This window comes from Virgibacillus ihumii, assembly GCF_902726655.1.
Classification (GTDB): domain Bacteria; phylum Bacillota; class Bacilli; order Bacillales; family Amphibacillaceae; genus Lentibacillus; species Lentibacillus ihumii.
Map to the genome: position 1 here is coordinate 3,418,397 of NZ_CACVAN010000001.1, position 24,259 is coordinate 3,442,655.

Consider the following 24,259-nt stretch of genomic DNA (forward strand, 5'->3'; position numbering starts at 1 on the left):
TTTTTCTTCAAAAGTAGATTGCGCGAAGGAGGAAAATATGTTTCTATCTGTATTTAACGCGGTTGAACTAGGGATTATCTATGCAATTATGGCTCTGGGAGTCTATTTATCCTTCCGCATTCTGGATTTCCCCGACTTGACTGTTGACGGGAGCTTTGTAACAGGTGCAGCGGTCGCCGCGATTTCCATTATAAGCGGAGTCCATCCGATCATTGCGAGTCTGCTGGCTGGAATGGCGGGGTTTTTGGCAGGATGTATTACCGGGATTCTTCATGCAAAAGGAAATATTAATGCACTGCTTTCAGGGATTCTCATGATGATTGCCCTCTATTCCATTAATCTGCGGATAATGGGGCAGCCTACGTTATCGCTGTTGAGTGAATCAACTGTTTTTAAACAATTGGAGTCACTTTGGGGAAAAACCGGACTTGATCCTATATTGAATGGATTGTTCACATTTTTTGGCGCCAATAATGCTCCGCCAACCTGGAGCATAGTGCTGATTATGATCGCAGTAACCCTGGCCATCAAATTTTTGACTGATTATTATTTGAAAACAGAGGTCGGATTGGCGCTTCGTGCAACAGGTGATAATCAGGTGATGATCAGAAGTTTATCCGCTAACACAGATTCATTGATTATTGTCGGGATTGGACTATCAAATGCGCTAGTTGCTTTCTCTGGAGGTTTAATTGCCCAGCATGGCGGATTTGCTGATGTTAACATGGGTATTGGAATGATTATTATCGGCCTTGCTTCGGTCATTATCGGGGAGGCACTGTTCGGAACCAAAACGATTGCCAGGGCTACTTTAGCTGTAATCGGCGGAGCCATTATTTATCGTATAGTTGTGGCCATGGCACTTCGGGTTGGATTTTTGGAAACCGGTGATATGAAAATGATTACTGCTTTACTCGTAATTGTTGCGCTTGTTGCGCCAAAATACATGCACGCTAGAAAAGAGAAAAAGCGCCGTGTGGCAAAACAGATTAAATTGCAGCAGAGTAAGTCCGGGGAGGTGCATAAGGGTGCTTAGCATGAAGGATATTTCCGTTACATTTAATGAAGGGACACCAGATGAAAAAAAGGCATTGCAGGATGTTGAGCTGAACATGGACAAGGGTGAATTTGTCACTGTGATTGGCAGTAATGGTGCCGGCAAATCAACGTTGATGAATGTTGTCAGCGGGAACCTGATTCCGGATATCGGGGAAGTAAACATTAACGGAAAAAATGTCGTTCATCTGCCGGAATACAAACGTTCCAAATTCATTGGCCGGGTGTTCCAGGATCCAATGGCAGGAACCGCACCTTCTATGACAATTGAGGAAAATCTGGCAATGGCATATGCCCGCAACAAAAAACGGAGACTGGTTCCCGGTGTTTCAAAAAAAAGGAAGGATATGTTCAAAGAGACGTTATCCAGCTTGAATCTGGGGCTGGAAGACCGGCTGAATGCCAGAGTGGGATTTCTTTCCGGAGGTGAGCGGCAAGCTTTATCATTGTTGATGGCAACGTTCACCGAACCAAATATTCTGCTTCTTGATGAGCATACGGCAGCACTAGATCCTTCCCGTGCTGAATTGATTACAACATTAACGGACGATGTTATAAAAAAGTATGAGTTAACAACTTTGATGGTCACGCATAATATGCAACAGGCACTTGATTTAGGCGACCGGTTGATTATGATGGATAAAGGACAGATTATTCTGGATATCGCTGGTGAAGAAAAACAAAAGCTGACAATTCAGGATCTGTTAAAAGAATTTCAGCGTATACGCGGGGCACAATTTGAAAGCGATCGAGCTGTCCTGGGTTAGAGAAAAAAAGGCGGGGATGTTTTCCGGGTTGGAATGGCATCCCGCCTTTTATTTTTAGCAGTTAAGTACTTAGCATTACTTTCCCCTTTTCAAATGGACAAAAAGAAGCTATGATATACCTTGTATGCAGAAATTAATCCGCCTTTTTAATAGTTTTTCGGAAACATGGGGGGGAAACAAGATGAAGAAAGCACGTATTATTTATAATCCGACATCCGGCCGGGAAGCGTTTAGAAGAGAACTGGCAACTGTTTTGGAACGTTTTGAAGCTGCCGGGTATGAAACATCCACACATGCAACAACTGGTGAGGGAGACGCTGTTAATGCGGCAAAAACAGCGGTGGAACGACACTTTGATTTGGTTGTAGCTGCTGGCGGTGACGGAACTATAAATGAAGTCATCAATGGACTTGCAGAACAGGAATACCGTCCCAAGCTCGGCATTATTCCGACGGGCACGACAAATGATTTTGCCCGGGCATTATTAATCCCTCGTGATATTAAAAAGGCTGTTGATATTATCCTGGGAGGACAGTCCATGCTCCTTGACATTGGTCGGGTCAATGATCATTATTTCATGAATATAGCGGGCGGCGGTAAATTGACGGAATTAACGTATGAGGTTCCAAGCAAGTTAAAAACAATGCTGGGGCATATGGCTTATTACATGAAAGGCATTGAGATGCTTCCATCGCTAAGGCCGACCCGGGCGAGAATTGAATATGACGGCAATGTAGTTGATGAGGATATTATGCTTTTTCTCGTTTCCAACACCAATTCTGTCGGTGGTTTTGAAAAGCTTGCACCAGATGCCAAAGCTAATGACGGCTACTTTGACCTTATCATCATTAAGCATGCCAATCTGGCAGAATTTGTCCGTATCGCAAGTCTGGCAATGCGCGGAGCACATTTGGAAGATAAACATATTATCTATGCGCAAGCCAAGCAGGTGAACGTTACAACGGATGAAAAAATGCAACTGAATGTAGATGGTGAATTCGGTGGACTGCTTCCGGGTACATTTACCAATTTGCAGCAGCATATCGAATTCTTTGTTCCAGATAAATTTGTGGAAATGGAAAAGTTTGCGGCTGAAATGGAAGAAGATCCATCATCCCGGTAGTATAAGGGGAGATGGATCTTCTTCTATTTCCGGTTTACAGACCAGTATGCTTCTTTTCCAGGTAATCAAGCTTATCGGAAATGGATTGTAGTATTGTATTCCGTTCCTTTTGCGTTTTGATGAAAGTTATCGCAAACCAGATAATCAGCGCTAATATTCCTATGTATATGAGACACATGATAATTAATGGAATGAATGCAGCTACAAAAGGTATTGCCTCCATAAATGCACCTCCCTCAGCACTTAATATATGTTGTCCAAAGTTGGAATAAAACCCACACATTGCAGATTCAGTATAGATTAATTTTAATATTATATTTTTCCATGAGCAATACTTCTCAAATTCAATTTTCAGGTATGATAAGATGTAAACCATAAGTTTGAACGAAAAGGAAGGTACCCATGAGTAAACAAACTGTTCCTGTTAAAAAAAATGAAACAATCACACTCTATTTTGAAGACCTAACCCACGAGGGCAGTGGTGTCGGGAAGATTAATGGTTATCCATTATTCGTTCCGCGTGCATTACCCGGTGAAGAAGGTACGGTGAAGGTCGTTAAAGTAAATAAAAACTTTGGTTTCGGCAAGTTGCTGGAGCTGACCAAAGAAAGTCCAGAGCGTATTGAACCGGTATGTGATATCAAATGCAGCGGATGCGGTCTGCAGCATATGAGTTATCAGCTGCAGCTTGAGATGAAGCAAAACCAGGTAAAGAATGCGATGAAAAAAATTGCCCACCTGGAACATGTTCCCGTCCACCCGATTATCGGAATGGATAATCCATTACATTACCGAAATAAGGCGAAGATTCCGGTTGGTGAGAAGAACGGTGAACTCATAACCGGGTTTTATCAAAGACGCAGCCACCGGATTATTGAAAATACGGAAACGTGCACAACCCATAACCAAGTAATTAATGAAGTTGTTAAGACAATCCGTGAAATTGCCAACAGACTTGGTATAAAAGCATATAATGAAGTAAGGCATGAAGGTGTGCTGCGTCATATTATGGTGCGAACAGGTAAGGAAACAAAAGATATTATGGTTGTGTTGGTCACAAGGACAGATAAGCTGCCGCACCAAGAAGAAATTGTCAAGGCATTAACTGATAAATTCCCTCACATAAAATCGATTGTCCAAAATGTTAATAGTGAGCGGAAAAATGCCATCATGGGGGATAAGACGAAATTAATCTGGGGCGATGAATATATTCATGACAAAATCGGTGACATAAGTTTTGCGATTTCAGCCAAATCATTCTACCAGGTCAATCCACTCCAGACGAAGACGCTTTATGATAAAGCACTGGAGTATGCGGACATAGATAGTAAAGATACAGTAGTCGATGCGTATTGCGGGATCGGAACGATTTCATTATTTTTGGCACAGCAGGCGAAGAAAGTTTACGGTGTGGAAGTCGTACCTGAAGCTATCACTGGTGCCAAGAAAAATGCAAAAATGAATGGTATCACAAATGCGGAATTCTATGTGGGTGAAGCGGAAAAAGTCATGCCATGGTGGAAAGCGCAGGGACTGGATCCGGATGTTATTGTGGTTGACCCGCCGCGTAAAGGCTGTGACGAGGAGTTGCTTCAGGCAATGATTGAAATGCAGCCGAAGCGAATAGTCTATGTTTCCTGCAATCCATCCACATTGGCACGTGACTTGCGCATTTTAGAAGATGGCGGTTTTAAAACACAAGAAGTGCAGCCGGTTGATATGTTTCCGCAAACACCGCACGTTGAGTGTGTTTGTTGGCTTGAGAGATGATATTACAGTCAATATAAACAAATCAGTTTGATAAAAAGTGCTTATACATGGTATAAGTGTAAAGGAAGCAGGGACATCTTCACTTTTTTATGTCCCATAATGAGAGGAACTGAATTTATTATGAAAGATAATTTTTGGCGTAATTTACCACGTCCGTTTTTTGTACTGGCACCAATGGAAGATGTGACACATGTTGTTTTTCGCCATGTGGTAAGCGCAGCAGCCAGACCGGACGTGTTTTTTACAGAATTTACAAATACAGAGAGTTTTTGTCACCCAGAAGGGATCTATAGTGTGCGCGGGCGTTTGACTTTTACAGAGGATGAAAAGCCAATGGTAGCACATATATGGGGGGATAAGCCGGAACACTTTCGGCAAATGAGTATTGGTATGGCGGAACAAGGATTCCAGGGGGTGGATATCAATATGGGCTGCCCTGCTCCCAATGTAGCACCGAAAGGGAAAGGATGCGGCCTTATCCGTCGTCCGGATGTTGCAGCAGATATCATCCAGGCAGCTAAAGAAGGCGGTTTGCCTGTAAGTGTGAAGACAAGACTTGGTTATACGAATGTAGATGAATGGCGCGACTGGTTGAGACATTTATTGGAACAGGACATCGTCAATCTTTCCATTCACCTGCGTACGAAAAAGGAAATGAGCAAAGTGGATGCTCATTGGGAACTGATTCCGGAAATTAAAAAACTTCGTGATGAGATAGCACCGGATACCCTTTTGACAATCAATGGCGATATTCCTGACCGTCAAATTGGCTTGGAGCTTGCTAATAAATACGGTGTTGACGGTGTTATGATTGGGCGTGGAGTTTTTAAAAATCCATTTGCCTTTGAAAAGGAACCGAAAGAACATAGCAGTAATGAATTGCTTGATCTCTTAAGGCTGCAGCTTAATCTTCATGATAAATATTCACAACAATTTGAAGCCCGTCCGTTTAAACCGATTCGTCGCTTTTTTAAGATTTATATCCGCGGGTTCCGAGGGGCAAGTGAATTAAGAAATCAATTGATGGATGCAGAGTCTACAGATGAAGTGCGTGCATTGCTCGATGACTTTGGACAACAGGATGTTAATGGTACGAGGGAACAAGAAGTGTCCCAGTATTCAAACCTTCCTTAGTGTGTGAACGGGATTGTTAGGTTAAGAGATATAAAAGGAACACCTATGTTAGCCAGGACTAATAGGGTGTTCCTTTTTTCGGAAAATAATTGTTGAAATCGTGCCGGATAATTAATAAATTGTTAAAGTGTTTAATAGCCGTTATTAACATGTTTCAGTTGGGGAGACACCACCTTAAAGAATTATGTTATTTTGATCAGGTTCCAGTATCCTACGCTATATATAAATGTAAAATATTATAGATTTCTCTTAAATTAGGTCGCTGTTGCGGGACTATATGAAGACATTGGTCAATCAGGTTCGCTAAAGAATCATCCATATCACGGTAGGTTTTCACGGATTTCGCTGGTCTTTCGAGCTGCTCATATTTTCCTTCTTCAAAAGACTGAAACGGTCGTTTTCCAGTTGCTGCAAAAAATAGTACTGCACCTATCCCCCATACATCAGCAGCTGTTGTTAAGACATCTCCGCCTGCCTGTTCAGGCGACATATACTGCTTTGTCCCGGTTCCTTTTCTAATTTCTCCGGGTGCCGCGCACAGGTTAAGGTCAATAACCTTCGCGAGTGGCGGCTGGGAAATGATATTAGACGGTTTAAGGTCAAGATGTAAAAGATCGTTCAGATGAAGATAATGGACGACCGAGCACAGCTGCATGCCAAGATGCGACAATTGCTTGATTGGCAGTGCTTTGTTTTCATTTGTAATGTTTCTAATCAAATGAGAAAGTGTCTCACCTGTTAACGTTTCTTGTATCAATACAGGTACTGGATTGGCAATTATTTCGTAACCACGAACCAAATTAGGGTGGGAAAGGGACTTTAAACATTCGCCTTCCTGTATAAGCCGCTGTCGTGCATCTTCATTGTTCTGTGCTTCGGGCTGGAGGGTTTTTGCAATACAACCAGTGAACCGCTGCTCACTCCATACGTAGTAAACATCGCAATCTCTTCCGCGTCTCATATGATGGATGACTGTATAACCCGGGATTAGGGGGTCTCCCTTCAGCAGTGGATCAATATTTTCGGTGCTTTCCAACTCATTTTTTTGTTGAACAATCATAACTATACCAGCTCCTTTGTTGTTATTGATCTAACATTGCTTCCTTCATTATCAGGGGTGTCATCTGCAGACGGGACTGTCGTTTCATGTTGCTTTTCCTCTTGTTGGATACGATAGAGCCTGGCATATTCCCCGTTTTGAATAAGTAATTCTTCGTGTGTACCGCTTTCCTTCACTTCTCCATCTTTAAGATATAGAATTCGGTCTGCAGCGGCAGCGCTTCTTAAGTTATGCGTGATGATAAGGGTTGCCTTTTCCTTCATCAGTCGCTTCATTGGATCTATAAGACGTTTTTCAGAATTGCCGTCAAGCCCTTCTGTCGGTTCATCGAGAATCAGGATAGGGGCATTTCGTATCATAGATCTGGCAATCGCCAGACGTTGTTGCTGTCCGCCGGATATATTTCTACCTTTTTGTCCTACCTGTGTGTCATATCCGTTTGCCATTTCTTGAATAAACTCATGAGCATCAGCGGATTTGGCAGCTCTTACAATCTCTTCATCTGTTGCTCCCGGTTTCCCATATGCGATATTTTCTCTAACTGTACCATCAAAAATCAGTGATTCCTGAAAAAGCACAGCCACATTTTCCCTGAGTGAATTAAGTTTTAATCCTTTTAGTACATTTCCATCAAGTAGAATCCTGCCGCTGGTCGGGTCATAGAAACGCATGAGCAATTTAACGATAGTCGATTTTCCTACCCCGCTTGAACCAACGAGGGCAATGGATTCACCGGGTTCGATTCGAAATGAAACATTGGAAAGAATATTTTTAGACTTATCCGGATAAGAAAAAGAGACATGATCGAATTCGACACGACCTGCAGGATGATTCAATGCATAGGGAGATTCTTTCACCATGGGCTTTTTCTCCATATATTCGATTACTCTCTCAGCACTTGCCGAGGCGGAATAGATGGTATTTAATAATTTGCTTAGTCCCCGTACAGGACTGTATAATTTGCTTAACAACGCTGCAAAGGCGATAAGTGTTCCCAACGTAAGCTCACCATTGAAATGAAGCCAGGCCCCAACAGTCATTACCACAAGCGTTCCGGCCATTTCGATGAGACTTATTACTGGCGTAAATGCTGCCTTCAAACGTACTTTCAGCATTTTAGCCTTGAAGCTGCGCTGGTTTTGCAGGCTGAACCGTTCACTTTCTGCATCCTGCTGATTATATGCCTGCATTAGAGCCACATTGGAAAAACATTCCTCAGACACCGCGCTGATTGCTCCCTCTCTGCTTGTTCGCTCACGTGAAGCTATTTTAATCCGTCTTGAGAAAAAACGGGTAACCACATAAAAGAGCGGAACAACAATGAGAGTAACTCCCGCCAATTTCCATTGCATGAAAAACAGTATACTAATAAAAACAACAATCTGACATATATAGGAAATGGCCGAGGTTGCCCCGGTTATCACCAGACGTTCAATGGAGGCAATATCCCTGGAGATTCTTGAAATAATATCCCCCAGTTTACTATTCTCAAAAAAGTTAAGCGATAGTCCTTGCAGATGTTCAAAAAGACTTCTTCTTAAGGAAAAAACAAAATTTTCCCCGACCCAATTAGAAAGGTAGGTCCCGCTGAAATAAAGGATACCGTAAAGCAATGTGAGTCCCAGGTACGAAAGAATGAGCCAATAGATGAGACTGACATCCCCGGCTGTGAGCACACGATCGATAAAAACCTGCAAAAGCCAGACTGTTCCAGACTGAGCGATTGGCTGAAGCGCAATTAACGGTAAACTTAACAAAATCCAAAAACGGTAGGGACGAGCATACGGCCAAAACCTGCGGAATACCTCTTTCACTGGAACCGGAGGAGATTCAGATATAAGATTATCATCCGTATTTTCTATTTTCCACAGACTTTTAAAGCTTTGGAAAACTGGATGTTGATTTTTTTTCCCCTTCATTCGTTGTTTTCTATTTTCCATTCATCTCACCCCCGAATGAATAAGCGGCTCCTCTCGAAAGGAGCCGCACTTCAAGTGTTCAAGTGTTCTGAACTGCTCAAATTAAGAATCACTATTGCTGTAGCTAACACTTTCTTCGCTGAAGCTAACGCTGGAAACCTCTGCAGCAGCTGGGTTAAGTCCATTAAAGTAAGTCATTTTAAAGCCTCCTTTCAATGGTAAGATCAAAATTTATGAACTTCTTAAGAATCACTATTGCTGTAGCTAACACTTTCTTCACTGAAGCTAACGCTGGAAACCTCTGCAGCAGCTGGATTAAGACCGTCAAAGTAAGTCATTTTAAAGCCTCCTTTCAATGGTAAGTAAAATTTGCACTTTTTTAAGAGTCACTATTACTGTAGCTTTGACTTTCTTCGCTGAAGCTCATGCTTGAAATATCTGCCGAGGCAGCTGGTGTTACGATGTCGAAATAGGTCACTTGGTTTCCCTCCTTTCATCTTACTGTCAGTATGCCATGCAAAAATTACCAAGCCATTAGCAAATTATTAATGAATTATTAGAATTAAATGAAAGGTATATGAGATTTATATAGATTAAATTACTTCTTCCGGTTAGAAGAAAGGAAGGCGAGAAAATTTTACCATTGATATGCAGATATGAAATATAGATATTTTTTTCGTGCTATTAATTTGTATTTATTGAAAACTAAGCTTGTGAAATTTGGAAGGAAAAGCGGATATTAAAGATGAAGGAAATTAAAGAAGGTTATGATTTTTGTAAGACAAAATCGGCCCGTCTTTCTTTGAAAGACAGGCCGATATATTTAAAGCTATTGAAATCTATCACTCATACAACCCATACGTACTATTAATATCCTGAACGAAAATGATCCCATTACCTGGCTCGTCGATTTTAAGTTTTTTTCTGATCGAGGAAACGATTGCTTCGGTGCTTTCTTTTTCGGACAGAATAAGGACAATTTCTTTCTCCGGTTCAATTTCCATTGAAAAGACTTTGCTGGTCTCATGGATTCCCGAACCACGTGCGTTAATGATTGTACCACCTTTTGAGCCAGCCTCAGTTGCAGCATCGATTACGTCCTCTGCGTTTCCTTTTTCAATAATCACTGTAATGGCATGATACATTTTGTCATTTGCACCTCCGTTTTCCATCATACGATCACTTTTAAAACTTCTTGCACCAAAAATTTGATTGATTGAGGTAGTAAAGGCGATGCCGTGATTGGGCTTGGTGAATTTAAATTTCTCATTCAGCCGTTCAAGCATCTGACTGGCAGTTTCCTTGCTGGATCCCAGCAGGATGATTTCTTTTTTAACATTAGTTAAGCCCAGCATCTCAAGAAGCCTGCTTTTGATTGTTCCTTTTCCGACCAGCACAGTTCCCCCTGAAATTCCGTTTTTTTTCGCAGTTTGCATGACTTTACTTCCAAGTCCGAAATTAACGACAATACAGACTAATTCAAGGTTCGCCAATTCATTGTTGCCCGACATTTTGCTTTACTCCTCCTTTTCCCTTGCCTGATTTATATTTAAAGGCAAGCCCCAGTATCTGCAAGGCAATGATAGGTGTCATCGCTACAAGGGCAATCATGCCAAATCCATCTACTAATACATCTGCCCCTGCTGTTGCCTGGGCAGCTCCCTGGACAAATGCCAATATAAAGGTTGCAGTCATCGGACCAGAGGCCACGCCACCGGAATCAAACGCAATCCCAACAAACAGTTTTGGAGCAAAATAGGAAAGTGCAATTGCGATGATATATCCGGGAAGCAGGTAATGCCACAACTCCAGGTCTGTAATAAGTACGCGCAGGATGGACAACAGAACTGCCATACCAACCCCGATTGACAGTGTACCAAGTACGACTGATCTTTTTACATAACCGCTTGTTACATCTTCAATTTGGTTGGTAAGGACGTGTACGGCAGGTTCGGCCAAAATAGTAACGAGTCCTAATGCAAAGGCTATGATTATGATATATGTTTTATTATCAAGTGATGCTATATTATATCCCATAGCATTGCCGACGTCCATGAACCCTGCGTTTACACCGACCAGGAATAAAACAAGACCTATGAAAGTGAACAGCATTCCCATTAAGATTTTTTTAACTGCTTTCTTAGACATTTTAAACGATTTTTTCTGAAATACAAGGAAAATTAGTAAAATCGGTAACAAAGCTATAACAATTTCAAATGTTATAATCGGTAACTCATGAAGAAAAGGTCCGATGATGGAATTTGATTCATGTGCCTCTTCCAGACTGCCGGTCATTTTGTCGGTTTGCATAACAATATTCATAATCATTACGGCTATGATGGCACCTGTTGAAGCTATAGCGACTAATCCGAAACTATCTTTCTCGGAGGCTTTGCTGTCTTTTTTTAATGAAGAAATACCTAAAGCAAGTGCTAGAATAAATGGTACGGTCAATGCACCGGTTGTTGCACCGGATGAGTCAAATGAAATGGCTAAAAACTCAGGGGATGTAAAAATCGCAAGTACAAAAATAATCAGGTAAAGTATCGTTAACAGCTTATAAAGTGGAATGTTATAGACGATTCGTACAAGGCCGATGGCAATAAGTAAACCAATCCCAATTGATACGACAACAACAAGACTTGTTTTTGATATTAGTCCTGAGGTAACCATTTCAACCTGTCCTGCGAGAATATGCAAATCCGGTTCTGCAATGGAGATAAAAAAGCCAAGCGATAAGCCCGCAATCATAACAATCCAGATTTTATTTGACTTGGCAATAGCTTTTCCTATTGTTTCGCCAATAGGAGTAATTCCGATATCCACACCAAATAAGAAAATAGATAATCCAATGATGATTAATATTGCTCCAATAATAAATCGTGCTAACAGTGAGGGATCCAGGGGAGTTAATGTGAAATTCAGGATTAATACCATAATGGTAATGGGGAGTACGGCAAGCAATACTTCTTTTAACTTCGAAATTAGTACATTCAAGGGTCCGTTCATTCCTTTCTTTATTTAGTAAAAATCAAGCGGTGCGATTATAAATTGACATCCACTTTCACCAATTGTTTTTCATTTTTGTCGACACCAATATAGCGTAACGTTTCAGAGGAAGAATGATGATTCAAAATCTTTGCAATAAAGGAAATTGCAATCCCTTTGCGGTAAGCGTGATATCCAAATGTTTTCCGTAATGTATGCGTACCAATTTTTTCGGACATACCCGCTTCTTTTGCGGCCTGATTAACGATGCGGTACGCTTGCTGACGCGTAATAGGATAATTATTCTTTTTTGATTTAAAAAGATAATCCTGCTGATCCAAATCAACCGAAGAAAGGTAGTTTTTTAATTCCCTTTCCACACTTTTGTTTAAGTAGAAAGCTTTCTCCTCACCGGCATGGCTGTCCATTATACATACAAAATTTCTGATCTTCTTATCATCCCATACATCGCTTACTTTTAAGGAAAGCAAATCACTGATGCGCATGCCTGTATTGATTCCAAGAACAAAAAATAATAAATCACGTTGTGAATGTTTTTTAAGTATTTTTTTAATAGCCTTTATATCATCCAGACGCTTGATAGGCTCGACAAATTCCATAAGTTTTCCTCCGGTAAATATGTTACTTAATTATATTATAATGTAAGTTAAGTAACATCACAATTAATTTACTTGAGTTTTCTATAAGTACTGCCGACAATTAAACGAATTGTGTAGGTTGACCATATGAAAGTTTAATCTTAAAGAAAGAAGGAAGTTAGTAACGTAATTTCGGTTGGAAAATTGCGGATTGGATATATTTGCAATGGAATATTTGGAACAGTTGATTCGTTTGAAGAGGAGGAAAGGGGGCAAGTAGATTGCTGACATCCCGTCAGCTTGAACGTGTGAGAGCCTGAAGGGGTCAGGCTCATTATTCTTTTTGAATCTGGAACGAAAAATGGTTTTCGTCTTTGAACTTTCCTTTTTCAAATGTTCGCTCCGTAAATGTTACGTTATTCTCATAATCAACCAATAGTACTGCTGAGGAGCGGGATCCGTATTCGGGTGTCATAATAAACGGTGGAGATAGTTTACGTTCAAGTTCGCGGCTGACACCTGTCCCCGGAAGCTGTTCGTCAGCTGCTTCTTCCGTATCTGCAATCATTTCAAATAATTTATTTTCATCCAGACTGTCATTTAACCGAACGTATTCATGAAGCTTTGTCTTTGTTCGTGTCACTTTTGGCCATGGTGTATTCAGAAATTCATTACTGAGGCCGTGGGTGCCTGCTGGGATTTGCCTGATTTTATTTTGGATATTGCTGTAATAAAACAGCTCATCCGGCGTGCCGGCTATTACATTGTATCCCACAAAATTGTGTTGTTGGCTTTGCAGTTCTTTGATGTATTCGATTGGTGCGGCATTGCCCGCAAGATAGTCTTTGACAATATTCCCGCGAGACTTTTTGCCGGCAGTTGTCTGCTCAGGGTCACGGTAATTAGTCAATGCAGCAATTCGCCCCTGTTTTGTAATGCCAAGCCATGTGCCGTTTGCAGTTAAATCACGACCGGCTAAAATATTGGGGTTGTCTTCCCAAAAATGTGCATCGGCCGTGGGACGCTGATAAAATTCATCACGATTGGCCGCAATAATTAATTTGTATTTAGAATGGCGTTGAAATTGAAGGGTAATTAAACACATCAGCAACCGTCCTTTCATGTTCATTATACAACTGGGCGGGAATCTAGGAAAATATCCGGTTTTCTTTTAAAATGAAATCTATTTTTGTAACATGAAAGGGAAGGAGGATGGAATCATGGAAACAGCAAATAATGAGAAAGCACTACGCTTACAAAGTCAGTTGGAAGAGGCGCTAAAGCCATTGACTGATAAAATTGCCACACTGGAGCAGGAAGTAAAGGAATTGAGAAGAGAACAACAGGAATTTAAAAAGATGCTGAATGAAGGAAAGGGTGGGAAATAAATTTTTTTCACATTAGAAGTAAAAGAGCAGGAATAAATGGTTTACTCCTGCTCGCTCATGCATAAGCGCAGGATGAATTCTTTCATATCTATGAGACGTGAGCCCACCGGTTTTTCGGCAGTTCCCGCAATGATTAACGGAACAAGCGATTCCTGTCTGTGTAATGATCCATGCGCCGCTCCACTTAAGTGTTTTGGGGTGGACTGGGCTTTAAAATCATATCCCGGCTTTGCATTTACAATAACGAAGCGTCCGGCATGGGAGTGCAACGCGCTGCGTATTCGAGCCAGTGCATCCGGATAATCCCGGTAGTATAATCTTTTGTCGTCTGTAATATCCAAATCCAGCAGGTTGAGATTTCCCTCCAGGTTCCACGTCTGATCATAGACATCCTTATATTCACCGTTTGGGCTGAAGTGAAAAGAGCCTCCCCGCATGCCGGATTCCACGCGAATATTGCCGTTATCCTTCCAGGCAATAATGTCGATACGATTGTCATTTTTTAATTGCTGTACAAGTGTGCTCTTAGGAAGGCTGTCATCCAAAATGTATATATAGGCCATTCGCTGATTGACACATATGACAAGCTGATCTTTTTTTCGAACAGGACGCTGTATTTTCGCAATACGATACGACTTAAGTATTTTTCGCAAATCAATCATAAATTCACGATACTTATCTCCTGTCGCAGCATGGCCGTTATCCCCCATGACCATCCATACATTTTGTTTAAGCGCTTCCTCCCAGCTTGGATACATGTTTAAAATATTTTGGATTTCCCTGTCAATTTTTACGATACCTTTTATATATCCGGGTCCTTTGAGATGAAGGCGCGCATCCATGTCCTGAAAGATGCAGAATGTAAAGCCCGGAAGTTTGTTTTTACGAATTAAATGTCTGAGTTCTTTGGCTGTATATTTATAATTTCCGGCAGCTATTTGCAGGGTGAACCCACGTGGCCGCAATCTGGAAAAACTCCCTAACGAGAAAATGGATGTGGTATCGGTGGTCCATTTACCGTTCTTGAAACGGGTTAATGTGCTCAGAAAACGCGGGACATGCAGCCGCTGTGGAGTATTCCCGCGATAGACAAATGAATTAATGGAAGCGGAACTGATTCCTTTTGCTGCCAGATCCTCATAGAGTGTTGTGACATCACTGCTTAAGTGTTCGTTATTCAAACGATAAAGCATGTTATGAACCGATCGTCGCAGCCCCAGCCGAAATGTTTCACGAAAGCCTGTTCCATAGTTGAAGATTTCTTTTCGGCAATTGTCAAACCAGTTAAGTCCTGGGATATGGTGCTTATCAGCATATGTTCCAGTCAGAAGACTGCTGTCAATCGTTACTGACATTGTTGGAAAGGAGCTAACCATATTATGGAAGTATGCGCCGTTTTCCATTAAAAATTTCAGGGCGGGTGCACGTCCGGTTTGGGCAGCTGTTTCAAGTGAATGTGGCATTAACGAATCGATGTTCAGTAATATTACAGGCTTTGCAGCTTGCTGTTTCTGCTTCATGTAGGGTTCATCCTTACGTTATTTAATGCAGTTTTTTAATATTTTTCTTGTATACGAAAAAAATATACAAGATCATCTCATTTCTGACAGTTTTTTTAACAATAAGCTGAGTCGCGTGTGATGGATGAAGATTCCTGTTATACTAAATTAGGTAATATGGGTCAGATAGAAATGCTTTTCAGTGATATTATGATGATAGATGAAAAACTTTCTTTACCCGTTAAAGGGAGGATAATAAAAATGAATAAAGAAGGGCCATTCATTACAAAGAATGCAGAAGTAAGTGGTGTATATACTATGGATAGTAGAAGTACTACCCTGGCGGGGGATATTAAGGAACTTTTTAAATTGATTGTTTTAATTTCAAATGTTGTCCCTGTATTTGCCGGATTTTGGCTGGCAGTTTATTTTACCGGGTCTTCATTGGAGGATAATATTGGTTTATTGCTTGCAACCATTGTTGGCAGCACGCTGGTTATGGCTGGTGCGCTTATTCTTAATAACTGGTTTGATGTGGACATCGACAGGAAGATGGCCCGAACACAAAATCGTCCGACGGTTACTGGGAACTTTTCTCTGAAGGCCGTTCTATGGACGGGTATTATTTTGTCAGCTGCTGGTATGGGGTTATTATTATTTACAACGGTTGAAGCAGTATTATATGCGTTTGTCGGCTGGTTCGTATATGTGTTTTTGTATACCATGTGGTCAAAACGGAGATTTACGCTAAATACTGTTATTGGCAGTGTTTCCGGTGCGGTAACACCATTGATTGGCTGGGCAGCGATTGAACCGTCGAACCATATTGTGCCAATTATGATGGCACTCATCCTGTTTATCTGGCAGATTCCACATACGTTCGTAATCGCAATCAGGAAATATGACGAATATAAGTCGGCCGGTGTGCCAATGCTCCCTGTAGTGCATGGTTTTGAAATCACCAAACGGCAAATTGTTATTTACATTGCCTGTCTGTTGCCATTGCCGTTTTATCTCGTATCACTCGGTACCGGATTTGTTGTTCTGGTATCTGCCATGAATTTCGGCTGGCTCATATTTGCCATCCGTGGTCTTTTCGGAAAAGATGACTTAAAATGGGCGAACAAGATGTTTTTATTCTCCGTCAACTATTTAATGTTTGTATTCCTTTTGGCAATCGTTGTGACTATGTAACAACTGTTTTGTTTAGTTACCGTTGCTGCGGGAAATAGATAAAGTAGAAGGAGGAATTTAAGATGGCTGAAATTAAAAAAGGTGATCATAAATTTTATATGGGCGAGGACGAACAAAACCCAATCGCTGAAATCACATATAAGGAAATTGGTAACGATGTGTATGAAGTAGATCACACTTATACTGCAGATGAACTGCGTGGACAAGGTATTGCGGGTAAATTGGTCGGCAAAATGGTGGAATTTGCCAGGGAACAAGGTAAGAAGATTGAAGCAACTTGCCCGTACGCTCAAAAGAAAATTGAAGATACTCCGGAGTACCGGGACATATTGGCTAAATAATCATATATTCACGTATTTGAAAGCAGGCGATTTAATCCGGATGAAAATCGCCTGCTTTACTGTGCGGGAAGAGGGGCTATTATGTATTTAACTATTTCTGAAACAGCTGAATATCTTGAACTGGATGAAGCCAAAATCAGAGCATTTGTGCTTGAGGGTAAAATCCGTTCTGTATTTGATGGTGAGCAGTACCTGATTAATAAAAATCAGTTCAGCACCCACCTGCAACAAATGGAAAAGTACCGGGAAATGATTCAGGAATATTTGCGTGAACCGCTCCCGGAAGATGTCGATGTGAAGGATGAGGATTAAATTAATTTGACAATGGCTATGACCACTGGCTGTTTTGTCAAGATTCCAAGCAAACAAACAGTCGATGAAAAATATAAACAGCTGCAATTCTAAAGGGGAAATGCAGCTGTTTACTGAAGGCTTTATTGAAATTGATCATTTGTCAGATTTTCTTAATTATAACTTTCCGTTAAAGAGAATGTATCGTCATTTTCATTTGTTTGTTTGGCTTCGATTAATTTAATTTGATGAACGTCTATCTCTTTAACAGTAAACTGATGATTGTCAAATTGAATGGTTGTTCCCGGTACAGCATTAACTTCCTGGTTGAGTACCCAACCGCCAATTGTGTCCAATTCCTCGTCATCAATAGTTGTGCCCAGCAATTCGTTTGTTTCAGAGATAAGGAGCTTGCCGTTCAACATCGTTGTATTGTCATCAATTCGCTGAAACATTGGTGTTTCATCAATATCAAGTTCATCCTGAATTTCTCCTACAATTTCTTCGATGATGTCTTCAACAGTAACCAGCCCGGCTGTTCCCCCATATTCGTCAACAATAATGGCCATATAGCTGTGCTCCCGCTGCATTCTTGTCAGTACTTCATTAATTGGGGTATATTCTGCAACGTGAATGATCGGTTTAATATAGCTTTGAGCGTCTTTTTCCTTTTTATTGATATAATCATTAAACAATTCTTTTGTGTTGACAACTCCGATAATACGATCCTTATCCCCTTCAGCTACAGGGTATCTTGTATACTTTTCTGTTTTCATGATATCAATATTTTCTTCTTGTGTATGATTATTGAAAATACATACGATTTCGGTTCTTGGGATCATGATTTCTTTTGCGACCCGTTCATCAAAATCAAATATATTGTTCAGGTATTGCATCTCATTATCGTTAATTTCACCGCTCTTGTGGCTGGTTGTCAGAATGGATTTCACTTCCTCTTCAGAGTATACTTCTCCGCTTTCGGTTGCAGGTGGAAGTCCAAATAATCCTACCAAAACACGAGCAGCCCCATTTAAGACCCAGATAAACGGGTACATAATTTTATGAAATGTAACTAATAGCGGAGCAAGTAAAAGGCTGACTGATTCCGTTTTTTGAATTGAAAACGACTTTGGTGCAAGCTCCCCAAGGACTACATGCAGGAACGTAATTACACTGAATGCAATGACAAAGGAAATCGTTGAGACAGCTGCCTCCGGAAGATTGAGTGAAGCAATGACCGGATGAAGCAGATGGGCGACTGCAGGCTCCCCAAGCCAGCCTATTCCAAGTGCTGTGACAGTTATTCCTAACTGACAGGCAGCGAGGTAACCGTCCAGGTTGCTTGTGACCTTGTCCACAGCTTTTGCCCCCGGTTTTCCCTGTGCAACCAGATTTTCGACTCGTGATTTTCTCATCTTTACAATTGCAAACTCCGATGCCACAAAAAATGCTGTTAGAATGATTAGAATAGCAACCATAATCAAATTAAAAATTTCCAAAAACGCCCCCTTACACAGTAATAACCATGTAAGGATTTCACCTCCCGTAAAATTTAAAACTAAATAAGTTTTTCAAAACTTCCGAAAAGATAAAAAACCTTTACCAAGTTATAAATGGTAAAGGTCCGGTGTCAATTTATATAACCTTTACCGGGTATGGCAAAGGTCTCGCAAACAACTGGATCTGTTGCCAGTTACACCGGTGATAAATGGATTACCACGTATATGTCGATGCAACTGTCAGCTACTCCCCTTTGAAGTTTAAAAGTCCATTTTTGACTGGACAACTCAATATTATCATAAAATAAACTTCAGCAAAAATCAAATTATCAAGGCACCAGCTCATTCAAGTGGTGCCTTTTCTACAATCCTTCCATATCTTCCCTCAGTTGTTTCTGCATATTTGAGCGAACGGATGATTGCTTCTTCCGTTGTTTCAATTACCGCCTGAAAAAGTTTGTTCATAATCGAATGATTATCGCGAATAAACGAAAGCGTTTCCGTTTGCGATTTGGAATGATGCTCGTATGTATTGGCCGTGGAAAACGCAATTGCAATGTCGCCGCTTCCGTTTCCGATATGGCTTCCGGTTCTGCCAAGTCCTGCAGCACACCGTTTGGCAAGCCGCTTTAATTGCCGGTCATATAGTGGTGCATCGGTTGCAATGATCATCATAATCGATCCGTCCGTTGTATCCATTTCCTTTTCAGCCAAATCAGCGAATAGGGCATGTTCCCGTTTTCCGAAGTTACTCAGAACAAGGCAGCCAACTGTGTAATCTTCTGCTTTTCGGGATGATGTCCCTATTCCGCCTTTATAGCCAAAACAGATCATACCGGTTCCTGCACCAACCGCACCTTCCTTAACAGGTTTTCGATTGGAATTTTCAATCGCCGTGACGGCATGTTCCGGTTTAACAGCCTGCAGCCGCATAGAATTCAGGTAGCTGTCATTGCATTCACCAACAACAATGTTCAGTGAGCTTGTTGTATCGCCAATATCTTTATTTTGTTGCAGCATGTATTGCAGTGTTCCCTGAAGCACAACGCCGACACTGAATGTGTTTGTCAGCATAATCGGCGATTCCAGCAGTCCCAATTCATCCACTTGCACAAGGCCGATGGTTTTTCCGTATCCGTTTATTACATGGCTGGCTGCGCGTGTCTTTTTATGGAAAAGATTGTCATCATGCGGAAATATGGCAGTTACCCCGGTACAAATCGTGTCCTCGTTATTAATTTTTTCGTAAAGGGTGACATGGCCAACCTTCACACCGTTAACATCGGTAATACAATTGAATGTTCCCTTTGGCAAAGTCATAAAAGTATCCCCCTTAATGACTGTATTATAGCAAAAACATAGCTTATATATAATTATTAACTTGTAACGGTTGAAGTTTCGCTCGTGCGGTTGATGTTCCGCTCGTACGGTTGAAGATTCGCTCGTGCGGTTGATGTTCCGCTCGTACGGTTGAAGATTCGCTCGTGCGGTTGATGTTCCGCTCGTACGGTTGAAGATTCGCTCGTGCGGTTGATGTTCCGCTCGTACGGTTGAAGATTCGCTTGTGCGGTTGATGTTCCGCTCGTACGGTTGAAGATTCGCTCGTGCGGTTGATGTTCCGCTCGTACGGTTGAAGATTCGCTCGTGCGGTTGAAGATTCGCTCGTACGGTTGAAGTTTTTCTCGTGCGGTTGAAGTTTTTCTCGTACGGTTGAAGTTTCGCTCATGCGGTTGATGTTCCTAACAAAAAACAGGCTGCCATTCAAAACGGCAGCCTGTTTATAAAATAACTATTGTTTACTTCAAAAAGTTAAACACTTCTACAGCGATATCGGTATTATCAATCAGACCTGAGAAGACTTCACTCTTTGGCCCGTAAGCATAGACTGGAACATCGATACCGGTATGCCCGCTGGTCGTAAAGCCAACTCCAGCGCGTTTGTTGAAGACTTCGGAAATAGTGCTGTACAGTTTGTCGAAATTATCTGTTTCAGCCGCTTCTTTAATGGAATTCATTTCCTCATTTGTAAATTCAAAGCTTACATATTCATTCAGTACATTTTCAACAGCAGCACCGTCGATAATTTCCTGTGCCATGAATTCCGGCGTGCGCTCTGCTGCTTCAATTGGCCCAGGATAGAAATTATAATCACCGTCACGCCCGATGGAGAATCCGCCTGTTGAATGATCGGCTGTCAGAACAACCTGGGTATGTTTGTCCTCTTTGGCAAATTCAATTGCTGCCTCAAATGCATTGGCGAAGTCCTCCATTTCACTCATTGCTCCAACTGCATCATTTGCATGGCCGGCCCAGTCAATCTGGCTTCCTTCCACCATTAGGAAAAAGCCGTTTTTATCCTTATTCAATTGTTTAATTGCTGCTTTTGTCATTTGTTCAAGGGAAGGATCTGATTCAGGACGGTCAATTGCTTTTGGCATACCAACCGGTGCAAATAAGCCAAGCATTTGTTTACTGTCATTTTCCATCAGTTCTTCTGTTGAGGTCACATAATTGTAGCCGTCATTTTTGAACTCTTCGATAAGGTTCCTGTCTTCACGGTCAAAATAACTTGTACCGCCGCCAAGTATTACATCTACTTTATGATTACCGTTAATCATGTCATCAAAATAGTCATCGGCGATATCGTTATAATTGTGCCGTGATACGTCATGCGCTCCAAATGCAGCTGGTGTGGCGTGGTTTACTTGGGATGTCGCGACAAGTCCTGTTGCCATGCCTCTTTTTTTGGCAGCTTCCAATACTGTCCCCACCGGTTCGCGGTTATTGTCAACGGAAATGGCACCGTTGTATGTTTTAATTCCCGCTGCCATGGAAGTGGCCGCAGCTGCTGAGTCGGTTACGTTCTCCTCAGCATCTTCAGGATTCGTGCTGGCCATCCCGACAAAATGATTATCAAATACAGTCCGTTCCATTTTCGGTGTGGAAGGGTCATCATTCATGTAGCGGTATGCTGTTGTATAAGCCGGTCCCATTCCGTCACCAATTAACACAATCACATTCTTCACTTTTCCATTGTTGGGAGAATCGAATTTGTTGCCAGCGTCTGCACTGGTGGAGGTGGAGCCGCCAGACATCGCCAAGAAACTTCCTGCGATTAGTGCACAAATACCTAATACTGCCAAAAACTTTTTGTACATGTTTCTCCTCCTCAAAAAATATTTGTGAATCTACTAATAGCTTAATTGAAAGCAACTCCCAGTAAAATAGTCGAATAGATTTATATTTTGTCGGATACCATGGAAGTTTTCTGGAAAGATAAAATGAATGAAAATAAATAGTATTATCGTAGGGATAAAATTAAGCCGTGGTTAAAAAATAACTGGAAATTGCTTCGAAGACAGTTCCAAAGTCAGAGGACTAAAGTCAGGGGAGAACGAGTAAGTCTATATTTATTGAAATGATTCACAGTTAAGTGCTATACTTAAAAATAATTTCATATGCAAGTTCCTTCGGGGTCGGGTGAAATTCCCAATCGACGGTGTTGAAGCACATGCTTCTCAGTCCGTGACCCGTGCGGCAGTCAGCCAAACGGTGGATCCAGTGCAACTCTGGGGCCGACAGTTAAAGTCTGGATGGGAGAAGGAATTTTCAGGTTGTTCGCATGTTTACAGGATGAGCAGTGCAGCATTTTTTGTGTATGCAATTACTGGTCGTGTATATCAGATGCGTTATACTTATAAAATTCTACCCTTACACTTTACCTCTGAAGCTGATTCAGAGGTTTTTTTAGTTTATTAGAAAACTTGGTTGTCACCAGGCTTTTAGGAGACGACCTTAGTTGCAATTTGCAGATAAGAAACTTTTATACTTTCTTATCTGCTAAAAAAGGAGTGAATAAAATTGGATGATGAACATTACATGCAGATAGCACTGGATCTTGCCCGTACTGTAGCAGGTCAGACGAGTCCAAATCCGCCAGTCGGTGCGGTCGTTGTCAAAAATGGAGCGATTCTTGGCTTCGGGGCGCATCTGAAGGCAGGAGAGGATCATGCGGAAGTTCATGCATTGCGGATGGCGGGTGATCGGGCAAACGATGCAACCATATATGTCACTCTGGAACCGTGCAGTCACCATGGGAGAACACCTCCGTGTGCTGATTTAATCATTGAGAAAGGCATCAGCCGGGTCGTGATTGCTGCGACCGATCCAAATGCGAAAGTAGCAGGCAGGGGAATTGAAAAAATCCGGCGGGCTGGAATTGAAGTTGAGCAGGGAATAATGGAAAAAGAAGCAAATGCCGTAAATGCTGTCTTCTTTCATTATATACAGACAAAAACACCGTATGTAACGATGAAAACTGCTGTCAGTCTTGATGGGAAAACGGCAACACATACCGGTGACAGCAAATGGGTTACCGGAGAAGCGGCGCGGCTGGATGTCCATCAGTACCGTCATACACATGATGCCATTCTGGTTGGTGTGCAGACGGTCATAGCCGATAACCCAAGTCTGACCACGCGCTTTCCAAACGGTGGAAAAAATCCGCTCCGCATCATTTTGGATACTTCCCTTAGAACCCCATTGGATGCAAATGTTCTGAATGATGGTAAAGCAGAGACATGGGTTTTTTCAGGAAAAGATGTTTCGGAGGAAGCGCTGGAACCTTATAAAAAGAAAAAGGGCGTAACTGTTCATCGATTGGATAAGCTGAATATAGAGGATATATTACAATTTTTGGGTGATCAAGGCATTATGTCATTGTTTGTAGAAGGTGGGGCAACAGTTAACGGATCATTTTTGGAAAGCGGTTGTATCAATCAACTGGTTACGTACATGGCTCCAAAATTAATCGGGGGCCAGAATGCCCCAACGTCCATTGCCGGCAATGGCTTTTCAACGATGAAAGATACGCAGGAGATGGATATTTTGTATGTAACGATGCTGGATAATGATGTAAAAATAGTCGCAGAACCGCGAAAGGACGATTCACATGTTTACAGGAATAATTGAAGAAAAAGGCACGGTTAAAAAGATGACGCGAGTATCAGAGCAGTCAGTGGAGATGACAATCGGTTCGGAAAAAGTTGTGGAAGATATTCATGTTGGTGACAGTATTTCGGTTAATGGAATCTGTCTGACGGTCACGAAGTTTTCAGAAATAGATTTTCAGGTTGATGTCATGCCGGAAACCATTAAGTCGACTTCATTAAGTGAATTGAATGAAGGGGCCGGTGTCAATTTGGAACGCTCGATGCCTGCAAATGGACGATTTGGCGGCCACTTTGTCTCCGGGCATGTTGACGGAACGGGTAAGATTACACGAAAAGAGGCAGCAGAAAATGCGGTTTATTATGATATTGAAGTCCCGGAAGATCTCACTGATTTTTTCATAGTGAAAGGTTCGGTAGCGGTTGATGGTGTCAGCTTAACGGTGTTCGATGTCATGCCAAATGCGTTTACCATTTCACTCATTCCGCACACTGTTTCCGAAACAATTTTAGGTGATAAAAAGCAAGGCGATAAGGTAAATATCGAGTGTGATATGCTTGCGAAACATGTCTATAATATGGTCCAAAATCAAAGTATCGACCAAAAAGATGGGATTAACCAAGCGTTTCTTCGTGATTAAGAAAATATGGCTGACTTTATAGAAAACTCAGCACAATCAGG

General features: G+C 41.6%; 23 protein-coding genes and 1 riboswitch. Of the genes, 11 read left to right on the forward strand and 12 right to left on the reverse strand.

Features of this window, described 5'->3' with window-relative positions; genetic code table 11:
• The first annotated feature begins 37 nt into the window (after nucleotides 1–37).
• The 3 genes from HUX68_RS16845 (at nucleotide 38) to HUX68_RS16855 (ending at nucleotide 2,946) form a co-directional block, all read left to right on the forward strand.
• Nucleotides 38–1,036, forward strand: coding sequence for an ABC transporter permease (locus HUX68_RS16845; protein WP_174615883.1), 999 nt, complete (start codon nucleotides 38–40; stop codon nucleotides 1,034–1,036).
• On the forward strand, nucleotides 1,029–1,823 hold the full coding sequence (locus HUX68_RS16850) for an ABC transporter ATP-binding protein (protein ID WP_174615884.1): 795 nt from the start codon (nucleotides 1,029–1,031) through the stop codon (nucleotides 1,821–1,823). The genes HUX68_RS16845 and HUX68_RS16850 overlap by 8 nt, the downstream gene beginning before the upstream one ends.
• A gap of 181 nt (nucleotides 1,824–2,004) precedes the next feature.
• The gene (locus HUX68_RS16855) at nucleotides 2,005–2,946 is read left to right on the forward strand and encodes a diacylglycerol kinase (RefSeq protein ID WP_174615885.1); all 942 of its coding nucleotides are present in this window, start codon (nucleotides 2,005–2,007) and stop codon (nucleotides 2,944–2,946) included.
• Nucleotides 2,947–2,980: 34 nt separating this feature from the next.
• On the opposite strand, the gene HUX68_RS16860 is transcribed toward HUX68_RS16855, so the two are convergent.
• Entirely contained in the window at nucleotides 2,981–3,169 is a 189-nt protein-coding gene (locus HUX68_RS16860; protein ID WP_174615886.1) for a hypothetical protein, read from the reverse strand.
• 179 nt (nucleotides 3,170–3,348) lie between these two features.
• Here HUX68_RS16860 and rlmD point away from each other — a divergent pair, with 179 nt between their 5' ends.
• Both rlmD and HUX68_RS16870 read left to right on the forward strand, forming a co-directional pair.
• Nucleotides 3,349–4,716, forward strand: a complete 1,368-nt coding sequence (gene rlmD, locus HUX68_RS16865) for a 23S rRNA (uracil(1939)-C(5))-methyltransferase RlmD (protein ID WP_174615887.1) — start codon at nucleotides 3,349–3,351, stop codon at nucleotides 4,714–4,716.
• Nucleotides 4,717–4,836: 120 nt separating this feature from the next.
• The gene (locus HUX68_RS16870; RefSeq protein WP_174615888.1) at nucleotides 4,837–5,850 is read left to right on the forward strand and encodes a tRNA dihydrouridine synthase; all 1,014 of its coding nucleotides are present in this window, start codon (nucleotides 4,837–4,839) and stop codon (nucleotides 5,848–5,850) included.
• Nucleotides 5,851–6,061: 211 nt separating this feature from the next.
• Here HUX68_RS16870 and HUX68_RS16875 read toward each other — a convergent pair whose 3' ends face one another.
• The 6 genes from HUX68_RS16875 to HUX68_RS16900 all read right to left on the reverse strand — a co-directional run bounded on the left by HUX68_RS16875 (nucleotide 6,062) and on the right by HUX68_RS16900 (nucleotide 13,521).
• Nucleotides 6,062–6,910 carry a serine/threonine protein kinase gene (locus tag HUX68_RS16875; protein ID WP_174615889.1) on the reverse strand — a complete coding sequence of 283 codons (849 nt, stop codon included), beginning with the start codon at nucleotides 6,908–6,910 and terminating at the stop codon, nucleotides 6,062–6,064.
• 2 nt (nucleotides 6,911–6,912) lie between these two features.
• Complete coding sequence (locus tag HUX68_RS16880) at nucleotides 6,913–8,850, reverse strand: ABC transporter ATP-binding protein (RefSeq protein ID WP_174615890.1); 1,938 nt, start codon at nucleotides 8,848–8,850, stop codon at nucleotides 6,913–6,915.
• Between the two features lie 821 nt (nucleotides 8,851–9,671).
• The gene (locus tag HUX68_RS16885; protein ID WP_174615891.1) at nucleotides 9,672–10,340 is read right to left on the reverse strand and encodes a P-II family nitrogen regulator; all 669 of its coding nucleotides are present in this window, start codon (nucleotides 10,338–10,340) and stop codon (nucleotides 9,672–9,674) included.
• The gene (locus HUX68_RS16890) at nucleotides 10,324–11,826 is read right to left on the reverse strand and encodes a DUF1538 domain-containing protein (RefSeq protein ID WP_174615892.1); all 1,503 of its coding nucleotides are present in this window, start codon (nucleotides 11,824–11,826) and stop codon (nucleotides 10,324–10,326) included. The genes HUX68_RS16885 and HUX68_RS16890 overlap by 17 nt, the downstream gene beginning before the upstream one ends.
• A gap of 47 nt (nucleotides 11,827–11,873) precedes the next feature.
• Nucleotides 11,874–12,437, reverse strand: coding sequence for a tyrosine-type recombinase/integrase (locus HUX68_RS16895; RefSeq protein WP_174615893.1), 564 nt, complete (start codon nucleotides 12,435–12,437; stop codon nucleotides 11,874–11,876).
• Nucleotides 12,438–12,750: 313 nt separating this feature from the next.
• Nucleotides 12,751–13,521 (reverse strand): NRDE family protein, encoded by a 771-nt coding sequence (locus HUX68_RS16900; RefSeq protein WP_174615894.1) that lies wholly within the window; start codon nucleotides 13,519–13,521, stop codon nucleotides 12,751–12,753.
• A gap of 115 nt (nucleotides 13,522–13,636) precedes the next feature.
• On the opposite strand from HUX68_RS16900, the gene HUX68_RS16905 reads away from it, so the two are divergent.
• Entirely contained in the window at nucleotides 13,637–13,804 is a 168-nt protein-coding gene (locus HUX68_RS16905; RefSeq protein ID WP_174615895.1) for a hypothetical protein, read from the forward strand.
• A 41-nt stretch (nucleotides 13,805–13,845) separates the two neighbouring features.
• Here HUX68_RS16905 and HUX68_RS16910 read toward each other — a convergent pair whose 3' ends face one another.
• Nucleotides 13,846–15,324 (reverse strand): alkaline phosphatase family protein, encoded by a 1,479-nt coding sequence (locus HUX68_RS16910; protein ID WP_174615896.1) that lies wholly within the window; start codon nucleotides 15,322–15,324, stop codon nucleotides 13,846–13,848.
• Between the two features lie 240 nt (nucleotides 15,325–15,564).
• Between HUX68_RS16910 and cyoE the strand changes: the two genes are divergently transcribed.
• The 3 genes from cyoE (at nucleotide 15,565) to HUX68_RS16925 (ending at nucleotide 17,150) form a co-directional block, all read left to right on the forward strand.
• A complete protein-coding gene (gene cyoE / locus HUX68_RS16915) occupies nucleotides 15,565–16,497 on the forward strand; it encodes a heme o synthase (protein WP_174615897.1) in 933 nt (310 codons plus the stop codon).
• 62 nt (nucleotides 16,498–16,559) lie between these two features.
• Nucleotides 16,560–16,838: a GNAT family N-acetyltransferase gene (locus tag HUX68_RS16920; protein ID WP_174615898.1), complete on the forward strand. Its 279-nt coding sequence runs from the start codon at nucleotides 16,560–16,562 to the stop codon at nucleotides 16,836–16,838.
• Nucleotides 16,839–16,919: 81 nt separating this feature from the next.
• The gene (locus HUX68_RS16925; RefSeq protein WP_174615899.1) at nucleotides 16,920–17,150 is read left to right on the forward strand and encodes an excisionase family DNA-binding protein; all 231 of its coding nucleotides are present in this window, start codon (nucleotides 16,920–16,922) and stop codon (nucleotides 17,148–17,150) included.
• Between the two features lie 152 nt (nucleotides 17,151–17,302).
• On the opposite strand, the gene HUX68_RS16930 is transcribed toward HUX68_RS16925, so the two are convergent.
• From HUX68_RS16930 to HUX68_RS16945, 4 genes are all read right to left on the reverse strand, one after another.
• Complete coding sequence (locus tag HUX68_RS16930) at nucleotides 17,303–18,628, reverse strand: hemolysin family protein (protein ID WP_174615900.1); 1,326 nt, start codon at nucleotides 18,626–18,628, stop codon at nucleotides 17,303–17,305.
• Nucleotides 18,629–18,970: 342 nt separating this feature from the next.
• Nucleotides 18,971–19,948, reverse strand: a complete 978-nt coding sequence (locus HUX68_RS16935; RefSeq protein WP_174615901.1) for a DmpA family aminopeptidase — start codon at nucleotides 19,946–19,948, stop codon at nucleotides 18,971–18,973.
• A gap of 43 nt (nucleotides 19,949–19,991) precedes the next feature.
• Nucleotides 19,992–20,354: a hypothetical protein gene (locus HUX68_RS16940; protein WP_174615902.1), complete on the reverse strand. Its 363-nt coding sequence runs from the start codon at nucleotides 20,352–20,354 to the stop codon at nucleotides 19,992–19,994.
• Between the two features lie 70 nt (nucleotides 20,355–20,424).
• Entirely contained in the window at nucleotides 20,425–21,786 is a 1,362-nt protein-coding gene (locus HUX68_RS16945) for an alkaline phosphatase (protein WP_281355769.1), read from the reverse strand.
• 304 nt (nucleotides 21,787–22,090) lie between these two features.
• A riboswitch (FMN riboswitch) is annotated at nucleotides 22,091–22,237 on the forward strand.
• Nucleotides 22,238–22,489: 252 nt separating this feature from the next.
• Between HUX68_RS16945 and ribD the strand changes: the two genes are divergently transcribed.
• Both ribD and ribE read left to right on the forward strand, forming a co-directional pair.
• The gene (gene ribD / locus HUX68_RS16950) at nucleotides 22,490–23,599 is read left to right on the forward strand and encodes a bifunctional diaminohydroxyphosphoribosylaminopyrimidine deaminase/5-amino-6-(5-phosphoribosylamino)uracil reductase RibD (RefSeq protein ID WP_174615903.1); all 1,110 of its coding nucleotides are present in this window, start codon (nucleotides 22,490–22,492) and stop codon (nucleotides 23,597–23,599) included.
• On the forward strand, nucleotides 23,580–24,218 hold the full coding sequence (gene ribE, locus HUX68_RS16955) for a riboflavin synthase (RefSeq protein WP_174615904.1): 639 nt from the start codon (nucleotides 23,580–23,582) through the stop codon (nucleotides 24,216–24,218). The genes ribD and ribE overlap by 20 nt, the downstream gene beginning before the upstream one ends.
• Nucleotides 24,219–24,259: the final 41 nt, after the last annotated feature.